This window comes from Roseofilum reptotaenium CS-1145 (assembly GCF_028330985.1).
Lineage (GTDB): Bacteria > Cyanobacteriota > Cyanobacteriia > Cyanobacteriales > Desertifilaceae > Roseofilum > Roseofilum reptotaenium.
Genome location: NZ_JAQMUE010000100.1, coordinates 47,193 through 73,208 on the forward strand (window position 1 = coordinate 47,193; position 26,016 = coordinate 73,208).

At 47.6% G+C, this 26,016-nt stretch carries 25 protein-coding genes; 7 read left to right on the forward strand and 18 right to left on the reverse strand.

Annotated features, from left to right (window positions below):
- Window positions 1-204: 204 nt before the first annotated feature.
- The 8 genes from PN466_RS22590 to PN466_RS22625 form a co-directional block, all read right to left on the reverse strand.
- Entirely contained in the window at window positions 205-657 is a 453-nt protein-coding gene (locus PN466_RS22590) for a hypothetical protein (RefSeq protein WP_271944238.1), read from the reverse strand.
- Between the two features lie 74 nt (window positions 658-731).
- Window positions 732-1,886, reverse strand: a complete 1,155-nt coding sequence (locus PN466_RS22595; RefSeq protein WP_271944240.1) for an anhydro-N-acetylmuramic acid kinase — start codon at window positions 1,884-1,886, stop codon at window positions 732-734.
- 21 nt (window positions 1,887-1,907) lie between these two features.
- A complete protein-coding gene (locus PN466_RS22600) occupies window positions 1,908-2,606 on the reverse strand; it encodes a potassium channel family protein (RefSeq protein ID WP_271944242.1) in 699 nt (232 codons plus the stop codon).
- Window positions 2,607-2,893: 287 nt separating this feature from the next.
- Entirely contained in the window at window positions 2,894-4,249 is a 1,356-nt protein-coding gene (locus PN466_RS22605; RefSeq protein WP_271944244.1) for a TrkH family potassium uptake protein, read from the reverse strand.
- Between the two features lie 206 nt (window positions 4,250-4,455).
- On the reverse strand, window positions 4,456-5,031 hold the full coding sequence (locus PN466_RS22610; protein WP_271944245.1) for a hypothetical protein: 576 nt from the start codon (window positions 5,029-5,031) through the stop codon (window positions 4,456-4,458).
- Between the two features lie 57 nt (window positions 5,032-5,088).
- On the reverse strand, window positions 5,089-5,856 hold the full coding sequence (locus tag PN466_RS22615) for a hypothetical protein (RefSeq protein WP_271944247.1): 768 nt from the start codon (window positions 5,854-5,856) through the stop codon (window positions 5,089-5,091).
- A 46-nt stretch (window positions 5,857-5,902) separates the two neighbouring features.
- Window positions 5,903-6,271, reverse strand: a complete 369-nt coding sequence (locus tag PN466_RS22620; RefSeq protein WP_271944249.1) for a hypothetical protein — start codon at window positions 6,269-6,271, stop codon at window positions 5,903-5,905.
- 95 nt (window positions 6,272-6,366) lie between these two features.
- Entirely contained in the window at window positions 6,367-9,345 is a 2,979-nt protein-coding gene (locus PN466_RS22625; RefSeq protein ID WP_271944251.1) for a CHAT domain-containing protein, read from the reverse strand.
- Window positions 9,346-9,347: 2 nt separating this feature from the next.
- On the opposite strand from PN466_RS22625, the gene PN466_RS22630 reads away from it, so the two are divergent.
- From PN466_RS22630 to PN466_RS22640, 3 genes are read left to right on the forward strand one after another with little or no spacing between them, the layout of a single operon-like run.
- On the forward strand, window positions 9,348-9,629 hold the full coding sequence (locus tag PN466_RS22630) for a hypothetical protein (protein ID WP_271944253.1): 282 nt from the start codon (window positions 9,348-9,350) through the stop codon (window positions 9,627-9,629).
- Window positions 9,630-9,650: 21 nt separating this feature from the next.
- Window positions 9,651-10,010, forward strand: a complete 360-nt coding sequence (locus tag PN466_RS22635; RefSeq protein ID WP_271944254.1) for a type II toxin-antitoxin system RelE/ParE family toxin — start codon at window positions 9,651-9,653, stop codon at window positions 10,008-10,010.
- Window positions 10,007-10,246 (forward strand): hypothetical protein, encoded by a 240-nt coding sequence (locus PN466_RS22640; RefSeq protein ID WP_271944256.1) that lies wholly within the window; start codon window positions 10,007-10,009, stop codon window positions 10,244-10,246. Before PN466_RS22635 ends, PN466_RS22640 begins: the two co-directional genes overlap by 4 nt.
- A gap of 44 nt (window positions 10,247-10,290) precedes the next feature.
- Here the strand turns inward: PN466_RS22640 and PN466_RS22645 are convergent, their stop codons facing one another.
- The 8 genes from PN466_RS22645 to petB all read right to left on the reverse strand — a co-directional run bounded on the left by PN466_RS22645 (window position 10,291) and on the right by petB (window position 16,622).
- On the reverse strand, window positions 10,291-10,614 hold the full coding sequence (locus PN466_RS22645) for a DUF4926 domain-containing protein (protein ID WP_271944335.1): 324 nt from the start codon (window positions 10,612-10,614) through the stop codon (window positions 10,291-10,293).
- Between the two features lie 34 nt (window positions 10,615-10,648).
- Window positions 10,649-10,912 (reverse strand): type II toxin-antitoxin system RelE family toxin, encoded by a 264-nt coding sequence (locus tag PN466_RS22650; RefSeq protein WP_271944258.1) that lies wholly within the window; start codon window positions 10,910-10,912, stop codon window positions 10,649-10,651.
- A complete protein-coding gene (locus tag PN466_RS22655) occupies window positions 10,909-11,136 on the reverse strand; it encodes a hypothetical protein (protein ID WP_271944260.1) in 228 nt (75 codons plus the stop codon). Before PN466_RS22655 ends, PN466_RS22650 begins: the two co-directional genes overlap by 4 nt.
- A gap of 111 nt (window positions 11,137-11,247) precedes the next feature.
- Window positions 11,248-13,089: an ABC transporter ATP-binding protein gene (locus PN466_RS22660; protein WP_271944262.1), complete on the reverse strand. Its 1,842-nt coding sequence runs from the start codon at window positions 13,087-13,089 to the stop codon at window positions 11,248-11,250.
- 88 nt (window positions 13,090-13,177) lie between these two features.
- The gene (locus tag PN466_RS22665; protein WP_271944264.1) at window positions 13,178-14,176 is read right to left on the reverse strand and encodes a tetratricopeptide repeat protein; all 999 of its coding nucleotides are present in this window, start codon (window positions 14,174-14,176) and stop codon (window positions 13,178-13,180) included.
- Window positions 14,177-14,318: 142 nt separating this feature from the next.
- A complete protein-coding gene (locus tag PN466_RS22670) occupies window positions 14,319-15,197 on the reverse strand; it encodes a hypothetical protein (protein ID WP_271944265.1) in 879 nt (292 codons plus the stop codon).
- A gap of 179 nt (window positions 15,198-15,376) precedes the next feature.
- On the reverse strand, window positions 15,377-15,859 hold the full coding sequence (gene petD / locus PN466_RS22675) for a cytochrome b6-f complex subunit IV (RefSeq protein WP_271944267.1): 483 nt from the start codon (window positions 15,857-15,859) through the stop codon (window positions 15,377-15,379).
- Window positions 15,860-15,953: 94 nt separating this feature from the next.
- Window positions 15,954-16,622: a cytochrome b6 gene (petB, locus tag PN466_RS22680; protein WP_271944269.1), complete on the reverse strand. Its 669-nt coding sequence runs from the start codon at window positions 16,620-16,622 to the stop codon at window positions 15,954-15,956.
- A 76-nt stretch (window positions 16,623-16,698) separates the two neighbouring features.
- On the opposite strand from petB, the gene ctpA reads away from it, so the two are divergent.
- The 3 genes from ctpA to PN466_RS22695 all read left to right on the forward strand — a co-directional run bounded on the left by ctpA (window position 16,699) and on the right by PN466_RS22695 (window position 20,171).
- Window positions 16,699-17,943, forward strand: coding sequence for a carboxyl-terminal processing protease CtpA (gene ctpA, locus PN466_RS22685; protein ID WP_271944271.1), 1,245 nt, complete (start codon window positions 16,699-16,701; stop codon window positions 17,941-17,943).
- A gap of 44 nt (window positions 17,944-17,987) precedes the next feature.
- Window positions 17,988-18,941, forward strand: coding sequence for a pentapeptide repeat-containing protein (locus tag PN466_RS22690; protein WP_271944272.1), 954 nt, complete (start codon window positions 17,988-17,990; stop codon window positions 18,939-18,941).
- A 108-nt stretch (window positions 18,942-19,049) separates the two neighbouring features.
- Window positions 19,050-20,171 carry a TRAP transporter substrate-binding protein gene (locus PN466_RS22695; protein WP_271944274.1) on the forward strand — a complete coding sequence of 374 codons (1,122 nt, stop codon included), beginning with the start codon at window positions 19,050-19,052 and terminating at the stop codon, window positions 20,169-20,171.
- Between the two features lie 176 nt (window positions 20,172-20,347).
- Here PN466_RS22695 and PN466_RS22700 read toward each other — a convergent pair whose 3' ends face one another.
- Together PN466_RS22700 and PN466_RS22705 are read right to left on the reverse strand one after the other, a co-directional pair.
- Window positions 20,348-21,247, reverse strand: coding sequence for an ROK family protein (locus tag PN466_RS22700; RefSeq protein ID WP_271944276.1), 900 nt, complete (start codon window positions 21,245-21,247; stop codon window positions 20,348-20,350).
- 80 nt (window positions 21,248-21,327) lie between these two features.
- On the reverse strand, window positions 21,328-24,603 hold the full coding sequence (locus PN466_RS22705; RefSeq protein ID WP_271944278.1) for an AMIN domain-containing protein: 3,276 nt from the start codon (window positions 24,601-24,603) through the stop codon (window positions 21,328-21,330).
- Window positions 24,604-24,896: 293 nt separating this feature from the next.
- Here PN466_RS22705 and proX point away from each other — a divergent pair, with 293 nt between their 5' ends.
- A complete protein-coding gene (proX, locus tag PN466_RS22710) occupies window positions 24,897-25,910 on the forward strand; it encodes a glycine betaine/L-proline ABC transporter substrate-binding protein ProX (protein ID WP_271944280.1) in 1,014 nt (337 codons plus the stop codon).
- The last annotated feature ends 106 nt before the right edge of the window (window positions 25,911-26,016 follow it).

The following is a 26,016-nucleotide window of genomic DNA, read 5'->3' on the forward strand; positions in this document are numbered from 1 at the left end:
GTAAGGAGAGCAAATGCACCTAATCCAAATTCTGCTAGTCCTCTTGCGTTGTACCGTCCGATCCAAACTATGAACGACTAGATCAGATAGAGGCTATCCATTCTAGAGGATGGTTTGGATATTTAATTGTAAGGGTTTCCATGATCAGTACAGTTGATCATTATCCTTTCATTGTAGCTTGAAGAGAGCAGGGGTTTACGCACTTTAGCTTTCTGTTTGCCTCTCTAGGCGAGCTTCCATAGCACTGGTTAAGTAATGTCCTGCCATAATTGCGCTAGAGAGATGATAGGTCTCGTAGTCAATGCGATAGAGGGTTTCAAAACTACTGCGACGTTCCTTATCTCCAAGAACCCAATAGCGCTGAATGATAGAGTCTGGAGCCACCCAACCTTCTCCTTCGGCTTTTTTTCCGAGGAGACTGTGTTGGAGAACGAAGGTATATCGGCGTTCTCCACTGTCGAGACGGCCTTTATATTGAAAGGATATGGGGTCGCGATCGCCGTGGCTAAAGGTCAGTTTCATGACCATGGTAAACCAGTTATCGGCTGTCCACCGTACTAAGCTTGCTCCTCGGATGGCGATCGGTAGACCATCTTTCTCTAGCCAGTTTCCTTCCAGAGTCCAGCGTCCAGGTTCCATTAAGAATGTATGAGCCACTTCGATCGCCTCTAAATTCTTGTCTCAGATTGTTTCGAGTCTTAAGCAACCGTGCTTAATGATCTAGTTAGCGATCATAACATTGTTGTCCGATGGGTTCCAACTGGGTGTAGGTGTCCCAAAATCTGACTAGAGTTGGCCCCCGTGACTTGGGGAAGATTACCCGGAATACCGAGATGATGCCAATAGCCTAAGACGGCAAAGGCGATCGCTTCTTTAAATTCGGCATTTAAGCCCATCTCTTCCGTCGTCAGAACTTGAATGGGGCTTAGGTGGTGCTGAATACGCTCTTTGAGGTACAGATTACGACTGCCGCCCCCACACAGTAGCACGCGATCGGGCATCTGAGGTAGAAATTGGTGATAGTTTTGCTTAACGGAAACGGCGGTAAATTCCGTGAGGGTGGCCAGGATATCGGCATCAGAGAGAGCGTAAGCTTGTATTTCTTGCCAACAGCGCTGCCAGAATTCCCACCCAAAATATTCCCTTCCCGTAGATTTGGGAGGAGGTTGCTGAAAATAGGGGTCTTGCATCCATTGGTCTACTAAGGGTTGGCAGGGGGTTCCACTGGCTGCCCAAGCACCGTTGAGATCGCAGTGTTGAGTGCCATGAGTTAACTGCTCGACGGCTAGATCCAGCAGGCTATTTCCTGGGCCGGTATCCCATCCCCGGACTCGATCGAGATGCTGATGACTGTTGACCGGAAGATACGTTAGATTGCCAATGCCACCTAGATTTTGGATACATTGGCTTTGGGTGGGATGGCTGAGAAGGCAGGCATCTATGGGGGGAACAAGGGGAGCACCCTGTCCACCTGCGGCGATATCCGCTTGGCGAAAATTACTGATGGTGGGGATACGGGTATTGTAGGCGATCGCCTCTCCACGTCCGAGTTGCAGGCTATAACCGAGTTGTCCATTGGGGGGACGGTGAAAGACGGTTTGCCCATGGGAGGCAATCCGTTGAGCTGGAGGATGACCCTGTTGTACCTTGAGAGCTGCTTGGCTAAAGGCTTGTGCTATTTTGTCATCCACAGCAGCAAGTTGGGGAAGGGAGAGAGATGCGCCAGCGGCGATCGCTAAAATTTCCCTCTGCAACTCCTCCGGATAAGCATAGGTTTCCCCAGCGATTAAATCCACCTTTAACTCATATCCCTCTCCAGAAATCTCCACCAGCGCCGCATCAATTCCATCTGCTGATGTTCCACTAATCAAGCCAATAATATACATCCTTTGACAACCTTTTTTCTGCTAGATCGGTAACCGATTAATCGCCTTATTGTCCCCAATTAACACCATTGAATCCCCTTTTTCCATTCGTTGATTAGGTTTGGGGTTCACCTCCAACTTATTTCCTTGATGGTTAATGGCAATCATTGTTAACCCATACTCATTCCTTAAATCTAACTCTAACAGGGTTTTACCCGCAAATTCTTCAGGAACCAACAATTCCACCATACTATTGTCTGGATCGAGTTCTACCCGCTCTAAAATATTGGGTTTAGTCAGGGAAATTGCTAAATTACAACCCATCTCATCTTCTGGAAACACCACCCAATCTGCTCCCACCTTATTCAGCAGTTTCTCATGAATTTTAGAAGAGGCCTTAGCGACCACGAATTTCACCCCAGCCTCTTTCAAGTTTAAGGTAGCAATTACACTTTCTTCCACATAATTGCCGATACTCACAATCACTGTATCAAACTCAAACACACCCGCTTGTTTGAGAGCCATGGGATCGGTGGCATCCAAGGCCAAAACATGGGTGGCAATCTGACTATTAATCACTTGATTCACTTGCTGTTCGCTCGAATCAATCCCCATAACTTCATAGCCCATATTATACAGGGTTGCAGAAACTGCTCGCCCAAACCGTCCTAACCCAATTACCGCAAACTGTTGATTATTTTGACGCAGGCGACGAAACCACCCGAACGACTCTTTTTTCACCAAACCATCTCCCGTGAGTTAAGATAGACTCCAATTAATTTTAAGCCCGATTGCTCCCCACACCACACCTCGTATAGGTAGAGAACGTGGAACAGGGAAAAGAGTGAAGGCCATTAATACACAAGACACTGACCCTGTACCCTATAACAGCGCAAAGCTCTGTATCTCTCTTTGTCACTCTCGGAGATCGAGATCGCTTACCTTTACCTTGTCTACGACTCTAGGATTCTGAAAAGCTTTAGCCTATCGGAGAATGAAAGAGGAGGGATATTACTTCTAGAAGCTAGTCATCCAATTAATAAATCTTCTTCAGAATAACGAATAACCTTGGGCTTGGTATTTTGATAAAATGAAGCCATGAGTAATAAAATACCCACTCTACCGATATACATAATCAAGATAATCACTAGCTTAGAAAATTGAGACAAACTATCCGTAATCCCCGTGGATAAGCCGACAGTGCTAAAGGCGGAAACGACCTCAAAAAAGATAGCTAAAAATTCAATTTCTCCAGAACCAATACTGACTAAAACTGTGCCGCAAATGATCACAAACAGAGACGCAATAATTACTCCTACGGCCTTAATGAGTAAAAGATTGGGAATTTGGCGTTTATAACATAGAACTTCCTCTCGCTCTTGCAACGCGGCTCTGGTCGCACTGAGCAAAATTCTAAAGGTTGTGGTTTTAATTCCTCCCCCAGTACTGCCTGGACTAGCGCCAATGAACATTAAGGGAATGGTAATAAATAAGGAGGTGGTGGTCATTTGACCAATATCAATGCTATTAAATCCCGCCGTTCTCGTTGTCACGGATTGGAACCAAGCCGCTAAACATTTTTGCCATAAATTTAAAGATTCTAAGGTTGCTGGATTAGAAAATTCTGTCTGCAAAAATGCCAAGAAACCGATAACAAAAAGGGCGACATTGGTGCTGGTAACAATTTTAAAATGGAGAGAAAAAGTAAATCCTTGATTGCGCTTAATCACACGCCGATAGAACCAAGTGTAGAGTTCCATGATGACTTGATAGCCAATACCCCCAATAATAATTAAGGCGGTAACGATCGCCACTAACGGGGTGGAAGTAGCGTAGGACGAGAGGCTATCACTAAACAAGCTAAATCCGGCATTGTTGAAGGCGCTAATGCTGTGGAAAATCGCTAACCATAATCCTTGAGCATTGCCATAATCAGCTTGAAAGACCCGGATTAATAAGAAAATTCCGGTAATCTCAAAAATTAAGGTCATGCCAATAATCGATCGCACCAACTGACCCACTCCTTCCATACCTTGGGTATCCAGGGATTGTTGAATAGCGAGTTTATCTCTCAATCCTAATTGCCGTCCCAATAGGAGCAGTAAAAAGGTGGTGGCAGTCATGTAGCCTAAACCACCGACTTGAAAGAGTAAGCATAGGAACAACTGCCCCCAAAAGGAATAGAATTGACCGACATCGACGATGGATAATCCCGTGACGCAGACGGAGGAGGTGGCGGTAAATAGGGCCTTCATCCCATAATCCAGGGGCCCGTTAATAGTGGCAAATCCTTCTGGGGTAATGGCAAACGGTAACATTAACAACACTGTACCGATCGCAATGACGGCTAAGAAACCCAGACAAATGGTACGCGCAACACTCATGGGTTGTAGCGCTTTGTGCTAGGGAATAGGGAATATTTCCCTGCTTTTTTAAGGGGGGTTCGGGGGATCGAAATGTACTTCATCAAGCAAGGAAAGGGGAGTTAAGGAAGTTGTCTCTGGCACGTTCAATCTCCTCTACTTTACCGCGATTCATGACCATGATGCGATCGCTCATAAACTTGACGACCCTTTTCACCGAACCTTTGTTAACGGTTGTTGCGACCCGATCGCCCCCTAACCCTGCACCAGATCCACTTTATCGGTCTGCACCAGGTCTTCCATTGGAAGATTGCCCAGACTAAGCCAGCAGAGAGAAAGCTGACGAGAACAGCGATAATAAAGGGATGGAGACGATCGCCATGATTTTGTTGCCATGGCGAAGTCCAAGGGTACTGAAAGATAAGCGCTGAGGTGGATGCAATGATCGCACCCACAGCGATCGCGCTACCAAAGGTTTGGATTTGATGCTCTAGGTTGCGATCACTCTCCGCTTGGTCGATTTCTACGATTCCTCGGATGGAGGCGATCGCGGTATTTACTAAATCTGTACCATGGTTAAAATAGCCTAAATCGACTTCAATTTGGCGCTGGAATCTTTGCCCCGTCTTTTCACTGAAATGTTGTATAAAATATAGTTCTTCCTTATCAATTTCTAGCGTATCACAAATCTGGGCGATTTTGTCATTGTAATTGTAAAGATTAGTTTCAATTGTCTGCTGAAAATCTTCCAAGTTTCGCAGGAATCGAGTGTAGGGGAGCGACTCCTGGGCGAAGTATTTCAAGCTGGTTTTGAATGACTCTAAATAATCATCATTATTCGGGTAATTGTGGCGATCGAGTTATGTTTGCAATTTGTCGAGTTTTGTTTCTAGCTTGTGGTAATCTCGATCTAGATTGCGATAAACGCTGCGACTTTTTTCATACGCTTTAACCACTTTTGCCCGATAAAACAGCAGATCGGTAAAATAACTCAAGCAGGCATTAATTTGCTCCTGGGCTTCTTCGTCTCGAAATAACCAAATCAGGACATGGGGCGTGGTGGAGTCTTCAGACGCTGGGTTATATTCAAAAATGGGGCTACCAAAGAGCGTTCCTTGGCGATAGGATTGGGGCGAGTGTGGGAATAAGGCTTGATAGCACTGATGGGCAATATTCCTGAGTTTCTTAAGATCGCGCTGTTGATTGACCCGATTTAGATAAGCGGTGACTAATAGGGTTTGTCCTAAAAAATTCTGCTCTGGTGCCACCCAGTTGAAGTTGAGCGATCGCAGTTCGTTAACCTTGACGCGATCGAGGGCATCTTTTTCATCATCATAGCCAAGATTGGCAAACAGAGCATAGCTATCTTTAAGTTTCAGGGGTTGAAGAGAGCCACTAATCTCTGGTGAATCTTGAAGCTTGAAGGGAATAGAGGAAGATTTAGCCAGTAAAATTCTGCTATTTTGGCGCTCCGTAATCTCTAGGGTTTGGCCAAAGGGAGATAACAGGAGATTAGCCGCCTGCCAAAAGGTTTCATCGGTCGATTGATCCGCGAGTTGATAAGCCCATAAATAGAGATTAGGGGCTAAGAGAACAGTATCAGGATTGGATTCGGGCGGATGGTTCATAGCGCTTTGCGCTGGGAATAGGGAATGGGGAATAGGGAATAGGGAATTAGGGTTCCTGTTCGGGATTATTCATTGTTAATTGTTCATTATTACGGCTTCTTTCTTGCAGAACTTCAGAGGTTTTGGGAAAGCGGTTAGCGATGCTGTTGTCTTCAGCGTCTGGGGGTGGTTCGTTATTTTCTGAGGATAATTTGCGCGGTGGGGTTTCCCAGATTTTTTCGCTCAGTTGCGGATAATCTGAACACCATGCCATTAACTGTTCCATCAATACATCATTGGGTTGAGACCTTAGTTGTGGCATCATTTGCTCTAGTTTGTCTAAACCGGCAATGGCTCCGGATGTGGTAAAGATATTGTCCGAGTTGGTTTCCCAGACGTGGAAGAATTTGGTGATCATTTCTTCTGGAGTAATCATGGTTAGAGCACTTCGCGCTGGTAATGGGTAATAGGTAGAGAATAGGCGATCTCCATTTCCCCCTATCCCCCTATCTCCCCATCCCCGTATCCCCATTACTGGCCAACCGCGTAAAAGGCGGCCCAGTGATAGGGAGATTGATAGAGGCGATAATCGGGTTTGAAGCCTAGGGAAACTCGTTGTTGTATGGAGGGTTTATGGGCTTGGGAAATTAAGGGACAAGTGCTAATCCAGTTTACCAAATCGTCGCTGGTGCCCGAGCGCATCCAGTCTTGGGTGTGTTTGAGGGCGAGGGCGACGGGGGGTTGGGGTTCGACGAAGAGGGTTTCGTAGAAGCGAATCATAAAAATGGCGGTGGAGAGGTCATTGACTGCCCAGAGTGTGCCCAGGACGTTCCGCGCACCGGCAAAGAAAAATCCGGCGAGGATGCTGATATATTCGTCGCTGGTGGCGGTGTCGGTGATGCCGGTTTCGCAGGCGGACAGGGTAACCAGCCGACATTGGGGTAAGCGGAGATTAAAGATTTCGGGGACGGTGAGGCATTCGGCGGCGTTGAAGTTGCCCCGTCGGGAAGGAATGACGGTGACATCGGCTTCGGGGGTGGGGGTTTCGGGGAGTTGGGCGTTGGCGAGGATGAGTCCGGAACTGCGGGGGTTGCTGAAGTTGAAGTAGCCGTGACAGGAGAAATGGGCAAACTGGAGGGTTTTGAATTGGGGGGTGGCTTCGGTGAAGGCGGTTTTATGGGCGGCTTCGCCAGGGAGGACGGTGGCAGGGTTGAAGGCAGTTTGAATAGCTTCGACTTCGATATTGGCGAACGTGAGGTCGCGGGTGGGGTTTTGGATGGCAAAGAGGGATTTATTGCTCGGTTGTGGGGTAGGTTCGGAGAGGGAGAGTTGCAGGATCTGGCTGCTGGGGATGTAGCGGATGCCTTGGGAAAACCGATCGCCCAGATACTCCCCATCTCCGCCAACGACGGGCAAAGCGTGAAGGGGGAAGAGATGGAGGTAGCGGTAGGGGACGAGGATCAGTTCCTGGCAGTGGGGCGGGATGTGGGAGAGGAGGTCATTGAGTTGCAGGAGGTTGGCTAACCGGTGGAGGTAGGTGGGTAGGGTTTGTCGCCAGTGGTTATCGCGGTGGAGATAATGGTTTAAATATTCGTCTTTTAATTGTTCTAAGGCATCGACGGCGCTACTGTCGGTGGAGAAGAGAGCCGGTTGTTCGGCTTCGGGGGTGACGATGAAGGCGGTTTGGGCAGGGACTAGGGCCTGAATTTCTCGGTAGCGGATGGGTTGGACAGCTTGCCCAAAGCGGAATTTGGGGTCGTGGAGGGCAATTTCGGTGGAGATGAAGTCGTCGAGCTGTTGCCGTAGCTCGTTGAGGGAGGGGGACGGGGGAGCGCTAGAGGAGACGGAGACCTGGAGGCTGCGGGTGTCGTCGGCGCTGGAAACAGGGGAACTGCTGCCGTTGGCCTGCTGCTGGCGCTGCCACCACTCTTGATAGAGCTGGGTGTAGCGCTCCCAGACTTCGCCGGGGATGGCTTCGGGCTGGAGGCGGATAGCGGCGATCAGGTCTACGAGGTTTCTGGCTTTGCTGCGCTCGGCGTATTCTAGGGCGGCGCTGGGATTATCCTGTTCTAGGCAGACTTCGATGATGTTGCGGTAGAGTTTCTGCCATTCTTCCGCCAGTATCTGTTTGTCGGCCTCGCCGCCGATGATGATGGTGCTGCGGATGCTCTCTACGGTGTCAATGGCAGCCGCGAAGGTGTTATAGGCCAGTTGTGCTTGGGAAGTTTTGCGATAGGTCAGGCCGAGGTTAAACTGAGTTCCGGCATGGCCTTGGGGGAAGGCGCTGCGCGTGCGAACCTCTAAACTCTGTTGATAACAGTGGATCGCCCGCTCCAGATTCTCCGCCCGCTCTCCCCGCAGGCGATCACTGTAAGCATTTGCCAAGTTATTTTGGGTCATGGCCCATTTTTCAGCATCGGCGCTGCGGGTTCTCACTTGCAGTGCCGCTTCATAGCAGGCGATCGCCCGCTCCAGGTTCTCGGCCCGCTCTCCCCACAGGCGATAGTTGTAAGCAGTTCCCAAGTTATTTTGCGTCATCGCCCAATCTTCAGCATAGGCGCTGCGGGTTCTCACTTGCAGTGCCGCTTCATAGCAGGCGATCGCCCGCTCCAGGTTCTCCGCTCGCTCTCCCCGCAGGCGATTTCTGTAGGCTTCTCCCAAGTTATTTTGCGTCAGTGCCCATTTTTCAGCATAGGCGCTGCGGGTTCTGACTTCTAAAGCCGCTTGATAACACTTGATCGCCCTCTCCAGGTTCTCCGCCTTCTCTCCCCGCAGGCGATCAGAGTAAGCAGTTCCCAAATTATTTTGTGTCGTGGCCCATTTTTCGGCATAGGCGCTGCGGGTATACACTTGCAGTGCCGCTTCATAGCAGGCGATCGCCTTCTCCAGGTTCTCGGCCCGCTCTCCCCGCAGGCGATTTCTGTAAGCAACTGCCAAGTTATTTTGCGTCATCGCCCAATCTTCAGCATAGGCGCTGCGGGTTCTCACTTGCAGAGCTGCTTCATAGCAGGCGATCGCCCGCTCCAGATTCTCGGCCCGCTCTCCCTGCAGGCGATCGTCGTATTTGATTTCTAAACTATTTTGGGCGATCGCCCAATTCTCTAGAGACTGTTCCCGCGTAAACACCTCTAAGTTAATCTCCAAACAAGCCATGGCAATTTCGATATTGTTGGCTCTGCTGCCATAGCGAAAGCTAGAAAGTATCAGATTAAAGTTATAGAGAACGTTGGCAATATCTTCCCTGTCTGAGGAAGTTGCTGTTTCTAGGGTTTTTGTTGCCCAAGCTTGTAAGATCTGGGCAAAGTTTAAGTCTAATTTCTCTAGGTTCTGTTGCAAGAGCGGATGAACCACTGCCGCATCTCCGTTGCTCTCTTCTGTCGCTTGCAACACTTGCATTAAGAACTGGAAATACTCCTGTGCTGTGGCATTCCCTTGAGGTTCACCCTCTCCAGAGGCTTGACCTTGGAAAAATGCCGCCACCCGTTGCATCAGATTTCGCAGAGACTTCATCGTTGAAACCTTTTCCTCCCATCCAGTGTAGCGCAACCTCCCTGCCAGGAGCCGAGAAACCCGGTTTCTTGTGTATCTTTTCGTTGGTGTCCGCCAATTGGGAAGAAACCCGGTTTCTTTCGGAGAGCGATCGCAAGGAGAGTAAGATTGGAGGCGATCGTGTTGGTTTGAGAAACCGGGTTTCTTGGGTATCTTTTCGTTGGTGTCGGCAAGTTGGGAAGAAACCCGGTTTCTTTTCGGGAGGCGATCGCAAGAGAGTAAGATGGGAGGCGATCGCCCATTGATGAGAACCTCGTAAACTAATTATGGTTTGGGAAGTTGAATATACCAATGAATTTGCCCAATGGTGGCAAGGTCTACTCCCAGAACAGCAAGATGATATTGCCAGTATTGTTACACTACTAGAAGAAAGAGGCACGCAATTACCTTTCCCTTATTCCTCCAATGTCAAAGGCTCCAAACACGCTCATATGAGAGAATTACGAGTGCAAAGCAGTGGTCGCCCAATACGCATCTTTTATGCTTTCGATCCCAGACGCAGTGCGATTCTGTTAATTGGAGGGGATAAAACTGGCAGCGATCGCTTTTATGAAATTTATATCCCAATTGCGGATCGCTTGTATGATGAGTACATTTTAGAACTGGAACAAGAGGGTTTACTATGACCGGTCACCAGAAATTTTCTCAGCTCACTGCAAATTTCTCCGAGAGCAGGAAAGCTAAAATTGCTGCCAAAACTGAGCAGATTAAAAAAGAAATGGCATTCACTCAAATCACTCCTTCTGGGGAAATTGCCCTACCTCTAGAAATTATCGACTGGTTGCAACTCAAACCAGGTGACTCCATCCATTTTGCCATTTCTCCTGATGGTAAAGTTTACTTAGAACCTGCCAAAATTTAGGATCGTGTTTACGAAACTGATCTGCGAATCGGCGATCGCACCTCTTAATTCACCGGAGTTGTTTGGTCTTTATGCAAAAGAAAATCAAGGTATTCTTCTAGTTGTTTTTGTCGGTGTTCTGACAAGTTGCGAAATTTACTTAAAATTGCTTCTTCTCTTAAATAGTCACTCAAGAGCATAATCTGTGATGCTTTCACTTCAATAGTTATTTCGGGAACATCAAACCCTTCTAAACTATACCCATCTTCTTGGGACTCTGGCATGGGATAATGTTCAACAATAGTGGCAGTATCGCCTTGTTTTAGGTGATATTGGGGCAAGTCTTCAGTGAGAGCAACTTGGGAAAAGAAAGGATGTTGAGTTTTAATTGATTTTCTCCTTTTTCCTAATCAGATATTTCAGCTAACCAAAGAACCGTTCATAATTATCATGGTTGCCGATCCAAAACCAGGTTACTGTGTCTTGGTCTTTGAATCCCAAGGCTCGATAATTGCGCGTTACTCGCACTGACCAAATCTCCTCTTCTGGGTTAATACACTTAAAATGAAGAGAGAGATGAAAGGGATTTTCTGACCATAATCGATAGGCCTTGCGGGCACGTTCGCGAACCTCCTGATTAAGCTGACGATACTGCTGCCAGAATGACGGCAGCACTTCAGATTTCATAGCTCGTCATAATCCATTTTTGTTGCATTTCCCGCAGCACGTTCTTGTTTCGCTTTTCGTGCGGCTGCAACTAAGGCTGATTGAGTGCGACGAAAGGACTCATCCCACCGTTGTTCATTCTGTAAATCGGCAATATACTCGCGCACATGAGCGACGATTTGCTGTTGGATTTCATCGGGTAAAGGTTCTACCATCTCTAGCAAATCTTTGATGGCTAATGACATGATATGCTCCTATTAGGGTTTAGTTTGATGATTTAGAAGGTTGCTTATCTGGATTTTGGCGATCGCCATTTCTAGGGTGAGGATAATCAGAGCATTTTCAGGAAAATGGAGTTAACGAGGTTGCTTCTGGCGCTCTTCAATGTCCTCTAATGTCCCTGTGGGAATGGCGGCAATCAGTTGACGGGTGTATTCTTGGGTGGGATGGTTGTAAATCTGCTCAGAGGGGCCAATTTCTTCTACTTTACCGCGATTCATGACCATGATGCGATCGCTCATAAACTTGACGACGCTCAAATCATGGGAAATGAAAATATAGGTCAGCTTAAACTCGTCTTGCAGCTCTTTCAATAGGTTCAACACTTGAGCTTGCACGGACACATCCAACGCAGACACGGACTCATCACAAATAATAAACTTAGGATTCAGAGCCAGAGCGCGGGCAATACAGACCCGTTGGCGCTGTCCTCCAGAAAACTCGTGGGGATAGCGACCCATCCAACTCGGATCGAGACCGACTCTTTCTAAAAGATAGCGCACGCGATCGCGTCGTTTAGACCCAGATTCTAACTCCTGATGAATGACCAACGGTTCCATCACCGCATCCCCGATGGACATTCTCGGATCTAAAGAACTATAGGGGTCTTGAAACACAATCTGCATCTGGCGGCGAAAGTAGCGCAAAGCCTTGACACTTAAGGATTGTAGTTGTTCGCCTTCAAAGGCCATCATCCCACCCATAGAAGGAACTAATTGCAGGAGCGTTCGCGCTAGGGTGGTTTTACCACAGCCTGATTCTCCCACTAATCCTAATGTTTCCCCTGGATAGACTTCAAAGGATACTCCATTCACAGCCATGGTGTAGCGCTGGGTTTGTCCCCAGATGCCTTTACTGGGAAAACCTACTTTCAGGTCTTTCACCACCATCAGCGGAGATTGTTCATAGAGCTTTTCTAGACGCTGCTCCACTTCCTGGGGATCGACTTCAGCGATTTTGGTCAGAGGAACAGCAGGCTCTTGCTCCAAAAAATCGGCCACTGTAGGCAAATATTTTAAGTGTAAATCGGGTTGGGGACGACAGGCTAACAGACCTTGGGTGTAGGGATGTTGGGGACGGGAAAAGATATCGAGAACGGAGCCAGATTCAACGATTTTACCTTGATACATGACCACAACGCTATCGGCAATTTCAGCAATCACGCCCAAGTCATGAGTAATAAAAATCAGGGACATGCCCCTGGCTTTTTGCAAATCGCGCAACAGATTGAGGATGGTCGCTTGCACGGTCACATCTAAGGCTGTGGTGGGTTCATCGGCAATCAGGAGGGTAGGATTGCAAGAAATGGCCATGGCAATCATGACCCGTTGAAGTTGGCCGCCAGAGAGTTCATGGGGATAGCGATCGAGGATGGCTTGTTTTTGACGATTGATCGAAGATTGCTGTTGGCGATCGCTCGTTACTTCCGGAAATTCCTGTGAGATCTGTTGTTGTAAAATTTCATCCTTGGGCAGTAATTGTACCTCTTGCAAGAGGGCGATCGCCTGTCGTCTGGCTTCTGACGGGGAAATCGATTGATGAAATCGTAGCGCTTCAACCAATTGAAAGCCAATGGTATACACCGGATTTAAGGAACTCATCGGTTCCTGAAAAATCATCGAGATTTGACTCCCCCGATACTGTTGCATCTGTTGCGGGGAAACTTGACGCAAATTAACCCGATCGCCTTCAGGGGGATGAAACCAAATTTCTCCACTGGCTATATTTCCTGGAGGTTGAGGAACCAGATCCATAATGGCCAGGGAAGTCACCGATTTTCCTGAGCCAGATTCTCCCACAATGCCTAGGGTTTGTCCTCGTTTCACCGAGAAAGTGATCCGATCAACCGCTTGAATCACTTTCTCATCCGTTTGGAATTGAACAGTGAGGTTACAAACATCTAATACCGAGTCATTCATGGAGATGGCGCTAAGAGGTAAGGGTGATTTTCCAGTAAAACCGTAAATTTACTGGCAAATACGGGCATTTTACCAAAATCCACAGAGATTAGCTGGGATGTATGGCCCGTTGATTGGCTTCGATCGCCTCTGCATAGCGACCTAATTTTTGCAGAGCGACCCCTTTGTTAATCCAAGCATCCTGAAAATCTGGTTGCAGATCGGTGACTTGGTTCCAACTCTCTAGAGCATCTTCCCATCGATTTAAGGCGGCTAAGACAATACCTCGATGAAACCAGGCTTGTACATCATCAGCTTGCAGTGCCAGGGTTTGGTCAAAACAAGTGAGCGCCTCTTCAAACCGATTGAGTTTGACCCCTAGAACGATGCCTTTATTATGCCAAGTTTCGAGATCTTTTGGATTGAGTTCTATTGCTCTGTCCCAATTGGCGATCGCTTGTTCATAGTCTTCGAGATCAAAGAATACATTACCGCGATTGGCCCAAGCTAGATCGGCATTCGGGTTTAATTCTAGGGCATGGTCATAGGCTAAAATTGCCTCTTGATGTTGACCCAGGTTCATCAATGCATTTCCGCGATTAATGGCAGCGCGATAATGATTAGGGTCAAGTTCCAAAGTGCGATCGAAAGCTTCTAAGGCTTTTTGATCCTCTTCATCGAGTAATTGTTTACCGCGATCGAACCAAACTTGAGGATTATCCTCATCTAAAGAAATGGGTGGGTGTAACTGTTCGCCAATCTCTTTCGCCACTTCTCCCAATTGACCACAACCGACTTCCCCTAACCGGATCAGGCGCTGTGCCAATTTTTCATTGGGTTCTGAATTTTGGGTGACCTTCTGGCCAAAGCGTTTTAACCAGGCTATCCATTGATCTTCTGAATATTCCTGTTGTAGGTTTTCCCAGTCTTTGAGCACCTGGGTTTTTCCCCGATCCACTCCCTCTAGAAAGGACATAAACCGCATTTCATAGTCGGTATCTGTTGGCCAAGTCGTCGCAGTATCCGCTGAGGAGCTAGGGGAGGAAGAGAATAGATCCTTGAACCATTGCCAAAATTGCTCCAACCAGCGCCGAAGTTTTCTGAACATATCCCCATACTCTCATCTTGTTGCTTTTGTCATGAATAATTATTCATTCTTCATTGTTAATTATTCATCAAAAAATGAATCTTCTAATCTAACCATATCCCACCTCAGAATTTGTTTAACTAGATTGGTATCCCAAGGGTTGTCAATTGCGATCGCTAAATTGCTCCAGTAACTCTTGCTGTGACTTTTGCAAAATCAAGGAAAACACTTCTTCAGTTGGCAAAGCTATCAATTTGGGTACGATCGCCTCTAATTCAGGGTCAATGGTCTGAAAACGTAACCTCATCAAGTTTTCCACCGTTTTTCGGCGCTCTTGTTCAATACCTTGTTCAATACCTTGTTGTAAAACGGTTTTTCTGGCCTGTTCGAGCATTTCTCGGTATAAAGGTGATGCTTCTAGTACCGACATATCCCACCTCAGAATTTGTTTAACTAGATTGGTGTCCAATACAAAATTAGCAAAAAAACCGAGCAACGTCTCGAAGTCTTGCAACTGTTCATCAGCTCTCAACCTTCGCACTGCTTCTTGCACCACGAGTTCTTGGTCGCCATTTTTGAGCAAAGGGACAAAGGGAATTAGGGGGCGAATGGGGGGATCGAGAATAGTTCGCGCTTCAATTTCCCAGAGATTGATAACTTTGTATTCTCGTAGTGCCTTCAGACCCCCAAATTCCGATTCGTAACGAGTGGGAATGGGTTGCTTTCCGTCGGGTTTGAGCAGATTGACTAATACAGGGTATACGGGAAGTTGGTATTTCTCTTCGGCAAGGGCGGCATAGGCTTGCATCCGCCTGGGCATTTGAGCGTTATAGTACAGTTGCAACTCGTTAACGACCAGAAATTCTCCCTGTTGAGGAGACCGGACTCTCAATAAAACATCGGTCTGGCGGCTCACCCATTCAAAACTGGTGGACTCCATGCCAATGTACTGGAGGTCGGGCATTTTAGTTACCCATTCTACCCAGCGATCGGGGTTTAATCCAATCAAACGTTTGCTGCCAATATCTGCGGGCTTGGCCATTTTTCTAACTAAATTAATTAATAATTGAATAACGTAAGCACCGGCAAAGGAGCTAAAGATCGGGCGATCGCCAGTTCCCTTACCGGTGCTTAGAAAATTATGATTCTAATCTGCTCTATAGCAATGCTGTTTGGGTCTTAACAGGGGTTGAACTTCCGATTACCCATTACCAGCGCTATTTAGAATAATCCCAAGGTCAGAGATTTATCGATGGGTAAAGCCGCTCCAATACCTAACCAGAGAGTAACCAGGGTTCCAAACAAGAAAACCGCAGTCGCGACGGGACGGCGGAAAGGATTTTGGAATTTGTTCACATTTTCGATAAAAGGAACCAGGATTAAGCCTAGGGGAATGGAAGCCATCATCAGAACGCCCAACAGTTTATTGGGAACTGTTCTCAGAATTTGGAATACAGGATAAAAGTACCACTCTGGCAGAATTTCCAGGGGAGTGGCAAAGGGATCGGCAGGTTCGCCAATAAAGGCAGGATCGAGTACCGCTAGGGCAACGATGCAGCCGAGGGTTCCCACAATTACGACTGGGAAAGTATACAACAGGTCATTGGGCCAGGCAGGTTCACCATAGTAATTATGGCCCATGCCTTGGGCGAGTTTTTCCCGGAGTTTGGGATCGGATAAGGCCGGTGGCTTTTGAATGGACATGGTTCAATCAATATAATGAATGGAACAATTATATAGAGGGAGTCGGCAGTGAAGCAGTCGGGATTTATCTCCCTATTCCCTAGCACTACGTGCTTTACAAGGGGCCAGAGATCCCTTGCTTACGAATCATTAAGAAGTGAGCCAACATGAAGACGGCGATCGACCAAGGAAGGACGAAGATGTGTAGGCTATAGAAGCGGGTTAAGGTGGCTTGACCTACACTTTCACCGCCTCGCATTAGTTCAACGACAAGGTCTCCAACCACAGGAACAGCAGCAGGAACGCCACTTACAATTTTAACGGCCCAATATCCGACCTGATCCCAAGGCAGAGAATACCCGGTAACTCCGAAGGTTACAGTGATGACCGCTAGAACAACTCCGGTAACCCAAGTTAGCTCGCGGGGTTTTTTGAAGCCTCCGGTAAGGTACACTCGGAAGATGTGCAGAATCATCATCAGCACCATCATACTGGCAGACCAACGGTGGATGGAGCGGATTAACCATCCAAAGCTGACTTCATTCATGATGTATTGAATAGAGGTGAAGGCTTCAGCTACCGTGGGTTTGTAGTAGAAGGTCATGGCGAATCCAGTCGCAAACTGGATGAGGAAGCACACGAGGGTAATTCCACCGAGACAGTAGAAGATATTAACGTGAGGAGGGACGTATTTACTGGTGATGTCGTCGGAGATGCCTTGGATCTCCAGACGTTCTTGAAACCATTGAAAGGTTTTTGACTCTCTTACCTGCTTGGTAAACATGCGGTTAACGATCCTATGAAAGATTAATGCGCTCTTATAGAAATGTAACATAGCCAAAGTAATGATAAAACAGGTGATGGTAAAGCGAATTTTTTGGGTGGCGTGTTTTTTGGTGTTGTATGTGGCGATCGCCCTTGGGGTTTGGATCTCTCCAGCCTATGCTCTGACACAAGAACAGAAGCTCTACAACGAGGTGTGGCGCATTGTGAATCGGTCCTATTTAGATGAGACCTTTAATCATCAAAATTGGTGGTTTGTGCGCCAGAAAGCCCTAAAAAAGCCGCTCAGGAGTCGTGAAGAGACCTATATGGCCATTGACCAAATGCTGAAGAGTTTGGGCGATCCTTTTACCCGATTTTTACCCCCTCAGTCCTATCGCAGCTTGCAGGTGACAACTTCAGGAGAATTGAGTGGGGTGGGGTTGCAGATTGCTTTAGATGCTCAAACCGGTCTGCTGACGGTGATTGCACCGATCGCCGGATCGCCAGCAGAAACCGCAGGACTTCAACCACGCGATCGCATTATGGCTATTGATGGTATTCCGACTCGCGAGTTAACCATTGAAGAGGCAGCTAACCGGATGCGGGGACCGACTGGAACAGTAGTCACCTTAACCATTGAACGAGACCGCACAGAACAGCACAGGGTGGAGATTACCCGCGATCATATTACGCTCAATCCTGTGATTTCGGATCTGCGATCGCTTGAATCTGACTCTGGCTCGGTTCCGATTGGCTATCTGCGGTTAACCCAATTTAATGCCTATGCCTCCCAAGAACTGAGCCAGGCGATCGCCCGTTTAGAAGAGCAAGGAGCCGCAGCATATATCCTCGATTTACGCAATAACCCAGGCGGATTATTAACCGCTGGCATTGAAATTGCTCGTCAATGGATTGATCGGGGTACGATTGTTTATGTGGTCAACCGTCAAGGGGTTTTGGAGAGCTTTGAGGCGACTGGAGCAGCACTAACCAACGATCCGCTGGTGGTTTTGGTCAATCATGGAACCGCCAGTGCTAGTGAAATTCTAGCGGGGGCACTCCAGGATAACGATCGCGCTCAATTACTGGGAGAAAGGACGTTTGGTAAGGGATTAATTCAATCCCTATTTGATTTATCGGATGGCTCTGGGCTAGCCGTAACCATTGCCAAGTATGAAACCCCCGATCATCATGATATTAATCAGTTAGGCATTGAACCCGATCGAGTCGTTCCTGCCCAGGCGATCTCCCGTAATCAAATCGCCACCGCTTCTGACTCCCAATATCAAGCTGCGCTAGAAGTGCTAGCCCAACAAACCCAAAGTTCAACTCTAAACTAGAGTTGATCGTGCGTACATCATCTGAAAAGTTCGGGTGCTTATCCATGGATAAACAAACCCTTTTAGACCTTTATCGTGGCGGGCAACGGGATTTTCGGGGTCTTGATTTAGCTGGGATTGATCTCAGTTACACCGATTTAAGTGGCATTGATTTAAGTCAGAGTAATCTGACCCGTGCGAATTTGTTTTATGTGAATCTTTCCCATGCTAATCTTAGCCAGACTAATCTTTCCTATGCGGATTTAAGTTGCGCTAATTTGTTTTTGGCGTTGCTCAGTGGCTCGAATTTAACGTTAGCTAATCTGAGTAGCGCTTCTTTATTTAATATTAATCTGAGCCATGCGGATTTAAGTGGGGCAAATCTGATTTTTGCTAATTTAGTGCAAGCAGATTTGAATGGAACATGTTTGCTTCAAGCTTCTTTAGCTCAGGCAAATTTAAGTGGGGCAAATTTAAGTGGCGCAGATTTAAGTCGAGCCAATGTGAGTGGGGCTAATCTCATTAAAGCCGATTTAAGTGACACGAACTTAAATCAGACCAATTTAGGGCGTTGTAATGCTGCCTATGCTATTTTTCGGGGTTCAGATTTGAGTGAAACGAATTTAACCGATACCCATTTGGTTCATGCAGAAGGTTTAGAGCAATCCTTGAATGAATCAGAAATCGGCCCCTATCAGTGGCAAGGATTACAGTTTTTTTCCCAAGTTGAATTAGACATTGCTCAAGCCCTACATCAACAAAATGCCTTATTTTATCCCCATGTGCGAACGATTTTAGAGGGAAAACTAGAGTCTCAACCTTATTTTCTGATCATTGATGGCGGTAAATGTGGCATTCTTCAAATTGAAGAACAATCGTGCACTCTCGATCTTAAGCGCGATCGCCTGCTACAGCAATCTGGGATTGTTCTCATTGACTCCTACGTTATCGAGCAATGCCAAAGTAACCCCCAAGAAGTTGTCCAAGACTTTCTTGAGCGTCTCAGAACTCTAGATTAACGGTGAGTCAGATCAGACCCCGATTAGAGTCTCAAGGTTCTATTGTGGTGACCCAAGTTCAGAGGTATGATTGACTCTTCAATCTGCTTTTTAATATGAACTTAACCTATGAAACGCCGTAAATTGTTAGCCTATACCACAACAGGAGCAGCTACTACCTTAGCCCTAGCAGCCTGTAGTGCCCAAACCACCACTTCACAAAACACTAGCACCAGTTCCACCAATAGTGCCCTCCCTAATATCCGCTGGAAAATGGCCACCAGTTGGCCAACCTCCCTCGATACCCTCTATGGGTCAGCGAAAATGGTTGCCGATAAAGTCGAATCCATGACCGATGGGCGATTTGTTATCGAAGTCTTTGCTGGTGGAGAAATTGTTCCTGGACTACAAGTCTTGGATGCCGTGCAAGCGGGAACCGTTGAATGTGGCCATAGTGCCAGTTATTACTACATCGGTAAAAATCCCGCCCTCGTATTTGGAACCACCGTTCCCTTTGGCCTCAATGCCCAACAGCAAAATGCTTGGCTCTACTATGGTGGTGGCCAAGAAATGATGAATCAGCTCTATGCCGATTTTAATGTCATTGCCTTTCCTGCGGGCAATAGTGGCGTACAAATGGGTGGCTGGTTTAAGCGTCAGGTGAATACCGTCGCCGACTTAAACGGTTTGAAAATGAGAATCCCTGGATTTGGGGGTAAAGTCCTAGCCAGTTTAGGCGTTAATGTACAGGTATTACCTGGAGGAGAAATCTTCCTCGCTTTAGAGCGAGGGGCTATTGATGCAGCCGAATGGGTTGGCCCCTATGATGATGAAAAATTGGGCTTGAATAAGGCTGCCCAATATTATTATTATCCCGGTTGGTGGGAACCCGGCTCGACCTTTGAGTTACAGGTGAATGTAGACCAGTGGAATCAATTGCCCAAAGAATATCAGGATGTTCTTAGGAGTGCGGCGGCTGATGCCAATATTCATTGTTTAGCTCGCTATGATACACTCAATCCCCAAGCTCTCAAACGGCTTAAAGATGGGGGAACCCAATTACAGCCCTTCAGCCCAGAAATTTTAACCGCTTGTCGCCAAGCAACCCAGGAGTTACTAGCACAACAAGCCAGTGAAGAGCCTTCTTTTAAGGAAATTTATGACTCTTGGAAACAGTTCCAAGCAGATATTTTTAGTTGGCACGCAGTGAGTGAGTTAGGTTACTCGAGTTTTGCCATTGGTCAGTCCTAATGAATAGACTTCTTGCATAAGTCAGGCAATAGGAAATAGACATGAGAATCCAGGATTTTTGGATTACAATTCATTGTCTACCCAACTATGCAAGAGTTCTAATACTTAGAGTAGATTTAAATCACCGTGAGAAAGGCGTTGTAGGGGCAAAAAAAATCACCCCTACAACAGACTCATTAGTCCTTACTCATATAATGTTGCCAGGCTAGTTTAGCTGCACCCACCATTCCCGCTTGATTACCTAATTCAGCGACTAAAACCTGGAGTCCTTCGCGAGACGTTGGTAGAACGCGCTGTTCAATTTCTGCTAGGGTAGCAGGGAGGAAGTAAGGGGCGCTTTGACTAATGCCACCCCCAAGAATAATTGCTTCTGGGGTTAAAATATAGATTAAATTGGCGATTCCTGCCCCTAAACGATGACCGTAGTTTTCCCAAAAATCTAAGGCTTGTCGGTTGCCACTTTCTGCGAGGTGGCCGAGTTCTTGGGGGTCGAGATGACCTTGACGGCGGATAGCAGGAATAGAAACCTGTTGTTCTAGGGAGCCTCGGTTGCCACTGTTGCAGGGATGACCGTAGAGGTCGATGGTGATCAGGCCGAGTTCTCCGGCTGCACCATGGCGACCAGTAAATAACTTGCCATTTATGATGATAGCTCCACCGACTCCGGTTCCGAGGGTGAGCAGGATCAGGTCTTGGAAGTTGCGGCCGGCTCCAATCCAGGATTCACCTAATCCAGCACAGTTTGCATCATTAGCGAGGACAGTGGGTTTACCCGTTTTGCCTTCTAACCACAAGGCTAAAGTTACATCTTGCCAGTCACATAGGTTTATGGCAACCCGCGAAATTTTACCACTTTCGTCTACGGGACCGGGGACTCCAACTCCCAGGGCTAAGGCGGTTTGCTCTGGATCAAGTTCGGCAAGAGTTGAGAGTAGGGCAGCAAGGACGGCTTCTGGCGTTGCGGGTTGGGGGGTAGCAATGGTAAGGGTGTTTTGGCAACTGCCATCTTTACGAAACCGGCCCAGTTTTATGCCGGTTCCGCCGATATCAATGCCGATGACTGTGGGTTGGTTCATAGTGGGGAATGGGGGGATGGGGGAATGGGGAGACGGGCACACACGGAGACGCGGGTAAATTGTCTCTTGCCTATTCCCTATTACCTGCCAGGATAGCGGAAGCCTCGGTTACGAAGTTGTTGCTGGACGTTGGGGCTAGGAGCGTAGCCATATCCCCAGTTTGCATCTTCTACATCTTGGATGATGTTGGGAGTAACCACAATCACCACTTCTGCACGCTCAGATCGGTTGTCAGTTCGGCGGAACATGCGGCCGATAATGGGTAGATCTCCAAGAATGGGTAGTTTAGAAACCGTTTCCCGTTCTTGGTCTTGAATGACTCCAGCAATCAAAAGCGTTTGACCATCACGCAGGCGAATTTTACCCGAACTTAACTCCCGTCTCGAAACCAATGCTACCTGTTGTTGCAGTCCATCTATAACGATATTAAAGGTACCTGTTGGGGTAGAGATACGAGGATTAATAGTCATGGTAATAAAGCCATTATCATCAATTCGATCTACGACAATTGGCATTAATAGACCTACATCTTCAAATTCAGTGTTAACTGTGGTGGTGGTAGTATTGGCATTAATAGTCGTTTCTTGTTCCACATTAACAGGGATGCGGTCTGTGAGGTTAATCGTTGAAGTTTCCCCTTCTTGAATGGTAAGAGTTGGGTCAGTAAGGATCTTAGCCGTTCCTTCTTCAATATTTGCTTCCAGTTGCGCTAGGAATTGGTTGGGATATTGGAAAACTTGCGGCAGTTGGTAGGTGAGTTGGGCGGCTTGGCCAATAATAGCAGGTAAGCCATTAAGAGCAGCACCTGTAGCAGCAGAAATAAGTTCTCCAGTGGGGTTAGTTAAGGCAGGAATGTTTCCGCCACCTGGGACAAGTTGACTCAATAAGCGGGGAACGCCATTAGCATCAAAGAATTGAGGAGCAATGGCTTGAGTCGCAGGGACTAAATCTTGGCCATTAATGAGGGGTTGAAATGTACCATCTAGAATTTGACTTAATAAGCGGGGGGTTCCTGCTGCATCAAAGAATTGAGGGGCAGATGCACCTTGGGTAACTTCGACTAAATCACTTTCTGGATCGAGAAGAGGTTGAAAGACTCCTCCTCCAATTGTCAGTTGATTAAAGTTCCTGGGAACACCATTCACATCAAAAAAGACTGGCGATTGGTCTCCTGCTAGAGTTAAGTTACCTGAAGCATCTCGCAACGGTTGTAAGGGGCCATTGGAAACACCAGGGACATTTAATTCACTCAACAGGCGAGGTGTACCTGTGGAATCTAAGAAGAACTGTGCCCCAACACCAGCCGTGACTACATTTCCGTCAGGACTGCGTAAGGGCTGAAATTGCCCTCCACCAATGGTCAGGTCATTAAAGAGTCTCGGTTGACCCGTGGCATCAAAGAACCGAGGTGCGGGATCTGCTCCGGTTCCAGCAGAAATGAGAGAACCGTTAGGAGTGGTGAGGGCTGGAATTTGCCCTCCACCAAGTTGCAGCTCGCTTAACAGCCTAGGTTGACCAGTATTATCAAAAAATCGAGGGGCTTGAGTGCCAGCAGTGGGAGCAGTAACCAGATTATTCGTTTGATCGACTAAGGGTTGAAAGCTTCCGCCGCCAACGGTGAGTTCGTTCAAACTGCGGGGAATACCATTGCGGTCATAGAAGAGAGGTGGGGTTCCCGAAGCAGGGGATACCTGACGACCAGCAGCACCAGGAATACCGGGGGCAGCCGCGTCAAATCCCGTAACTCCAGGAGTTGTGGGCGAGCCACCAGGGGAGAAAACAGAACCCGGTCGGTTTTGCCCTGAGGGAACCAGTTGGCCAGTGGCGGGGTCGCGCACCAGTTGGGTTCCATTGGGGTTAATAAAGGGAGTGTTGCCAGCAAGGGGGTTGTTGACAACGGGACGACCAAACTGATTAGCGCGGGCTTGATCGGCTGTAGGTGGTCTTAAGCGTCCAAAGTTGGCGATGCCTTGCCCCCCATCGACCACGAAGAAGGAATCCCCGGAACCAAAGGAAAAACTACTGTTAGAAAATTCTTCAGCATTGAGGTTAATGTCAATGACTTTGACATTGACCGATACTTGACGGCGGCGTAGGTCTTGTTGAGAGAGCAAGCCGGTGGCAATTTCTACTTTGCGAGGGTCCCCGACGAGGGTGATGGAGTTGAGGCGCTCGTCGGCAATGATGGATAGGCCGCGCAGTAGGAGGGGACCGTTTGCTTCTTGGACGGTGAAGTTTTCAATGCTAGTCGTTGTTTCTTCTGTTTCCCGTCGGTCTACCCCTTCACCTTCGACTACGCGTGTAGTATTGGTAACGACTCGTTGATAGTCGGCTCCTTGGGAAGCGAGTAGGGTGGCGGAGGCTTCAGCTTCAGCTTGGTTGAGGCGGAGGGTGCGGGTGATGACGGGACTTGATTCGAGAGGCAGGTTTGTACCGACAAAGATGGTGCGGCCAACGCGGTTGGCTTGCAAGCCGCTCAGTTGCAGGACGCTGTTAAAGACGTTTTGCACGGGTTCATTTTCGATGTCGAGAGAAATAGTTGACCCGGCAACGGCAGTAGAGGCTCCGGCTTGGCCTTCAGGAATAGATCCTGCACTGTCGGTAAAGGCGAGGTTCATACCGGCTACCCGTGCAAGGAGGGCGAGAACATCGCGCACTGGGGCATCCCGGAGAACGAGACGGGGGACGTTTTCGGAGGAGCCGAGGTTAATGGTGCGGCCGGATGCGTCGATGGTGGAGACGGAGATTTCACCGAGCGGTGGGGCGATCGCTCTTTGCCGGAAGGGAGGCGCGACACCGGTTCCGGGGGGTAGGCTGGGGATGCCGTTTTGCAAGCTCGGTAGCGGTACACCGTTGTTGGGAGCGCCCTGAGCGGTGGTTTGGGGCGGAGTTTGAGCCACAGGCTGGGGGGCAGGGGGTTGGGGTGCAGTGTTGGCGGTGGGTTTAGGGTCGTCTTGCTTGAGGGAGAGAATGAAGTTAGAGCCGTCTTGGATACTGATGCGGCCGCTGAGGCTGCCTTGGTTGCCGGTGACGGTAACGCGAACGCTGTTGCCATCTATGGAGTTGATACGAACGGCGGCAATGCCTGGAGCGGGGTTGGCTTGCATGAATTCGCCGCTGGGAATGTTGAGCTGCATGTTGGAGATGTTGGCAACCCATTCGTTGCCGTTGGGCACGGCAAATATTTGGGGGCGATCGCCTTCTTGAGTATCTAGGATGACTTCAATGCCGTCATTCTTAGGGTTTAGGGAGACGTTGGTGATTCGGGTCGGAGCCGCCCAAGCCGAAGCATTGGCTACCATCACGGCGGCACTACCGAGCAGCGCCCCACTTAGTCCAAATTGATACTTTTTCATTGCTCTCCTCACGCGATCGCTTTAGACACTGATAATTTGAAGATAAACTGTATGCAAACCCCGTTTAAATGAGGGTCTGGTTACTTAAGCATAGATTCTGGTTACTTATCATTCCCTAAGTGACCCTCAATCGTCAATAGTGTAAAGCAAATTTGTCAAGTGTGGGGGAATGGGGAGATGGGGGAGTGGGCAGATGAGGCAATAGGGGGATTTTCTATTCCCTATTGCCCTCAATTTATTGGATTACTATATATATCCGGACTTATACTATTTTTTTATTATCCCTAAATGTTATGCCTGGAAAATCATATCGTCGGTTGTTTTCGTCCAGTGTGTTGTTGGCGATCGCGGTGGGCTTGATGAGCTGTCGGTCTAATTTAGACTTAACTCAAGATACGCTAGTGCGTTCCGCCCATAGTAGTTGGGTTGAGGAGAGCTTTCAAACGGAAGTGGTTAATATTGGTTTAGCCGAATTGGGTTACCCCATTGAGAGTCCGAAAACGTTAGATTATCCAGCCATTTATCTATCTTTGGCGACTCAATCTCTCGATTATAGTGTGGTATCTTACGATGCGGGTCATGAATCTTTATTTAATCAGGCTAATGGCAATAATGAGTTAGAGAAAGTTGGCAAAGTAATACCGCCCGGTTCTCAAGGCTATCACATGGATAAAAAAACGGCTGATGAATATGGAATTTCTAATCTTGAACAGTTGAAAGATCCCCAAATTGCCAATCTCTTTGATACGGATGCCAATGGCAAAGCAAACTTAGTTGGATGTAATCCGGGTTGGGTTTGTGAATCGGTGATTAATCATCATCTCAAAGTTTATGGACTTGAGGATACGGTAGAACAAGAGCAGGGAAATTATACTTCCCTTTTGGCAGATACCATAGATCGTTACGAGCAAGGAAAGCCTATTTTCTATTACGCTTATAATCCACATTGGATATTTGCTGTTTTGAAACCTGATCGAGAGGTGATGGCTTTAGAAGTTCCTTTTACATCTTTACCTGAGCATATGGTAGGGATAACGGAAACGGATACGACGTTTGAGGGTAAAAATTTGGGATGGCCGGCTGTGGGACAACGTTTTGTGGTGAACCGAACGTTTGCATCCAGAAATTCGAGGGCTAAACGGTGGTTTGAATTGGTGAGTATTCCAGTAGCCGATATGAATGAAGTGAGCTTACAAATTAAAGAGGGAACTGATACTCCAGAGGATATTCGACGTTTGGCTCAGGAATGGGTGAGTGAGAATCAAGCACAGTTTGACGCTTGGTTGGCAGAAGCGAAAGAGGAATAGGAAATGGGAGAGGCAAAGACACAAAGATAGACTATGACCTGTTCGCTGTTCCCTATTTCCTTGACTATAATGATGAGAGAAATGAGGAAAACCTTCATTATTAATT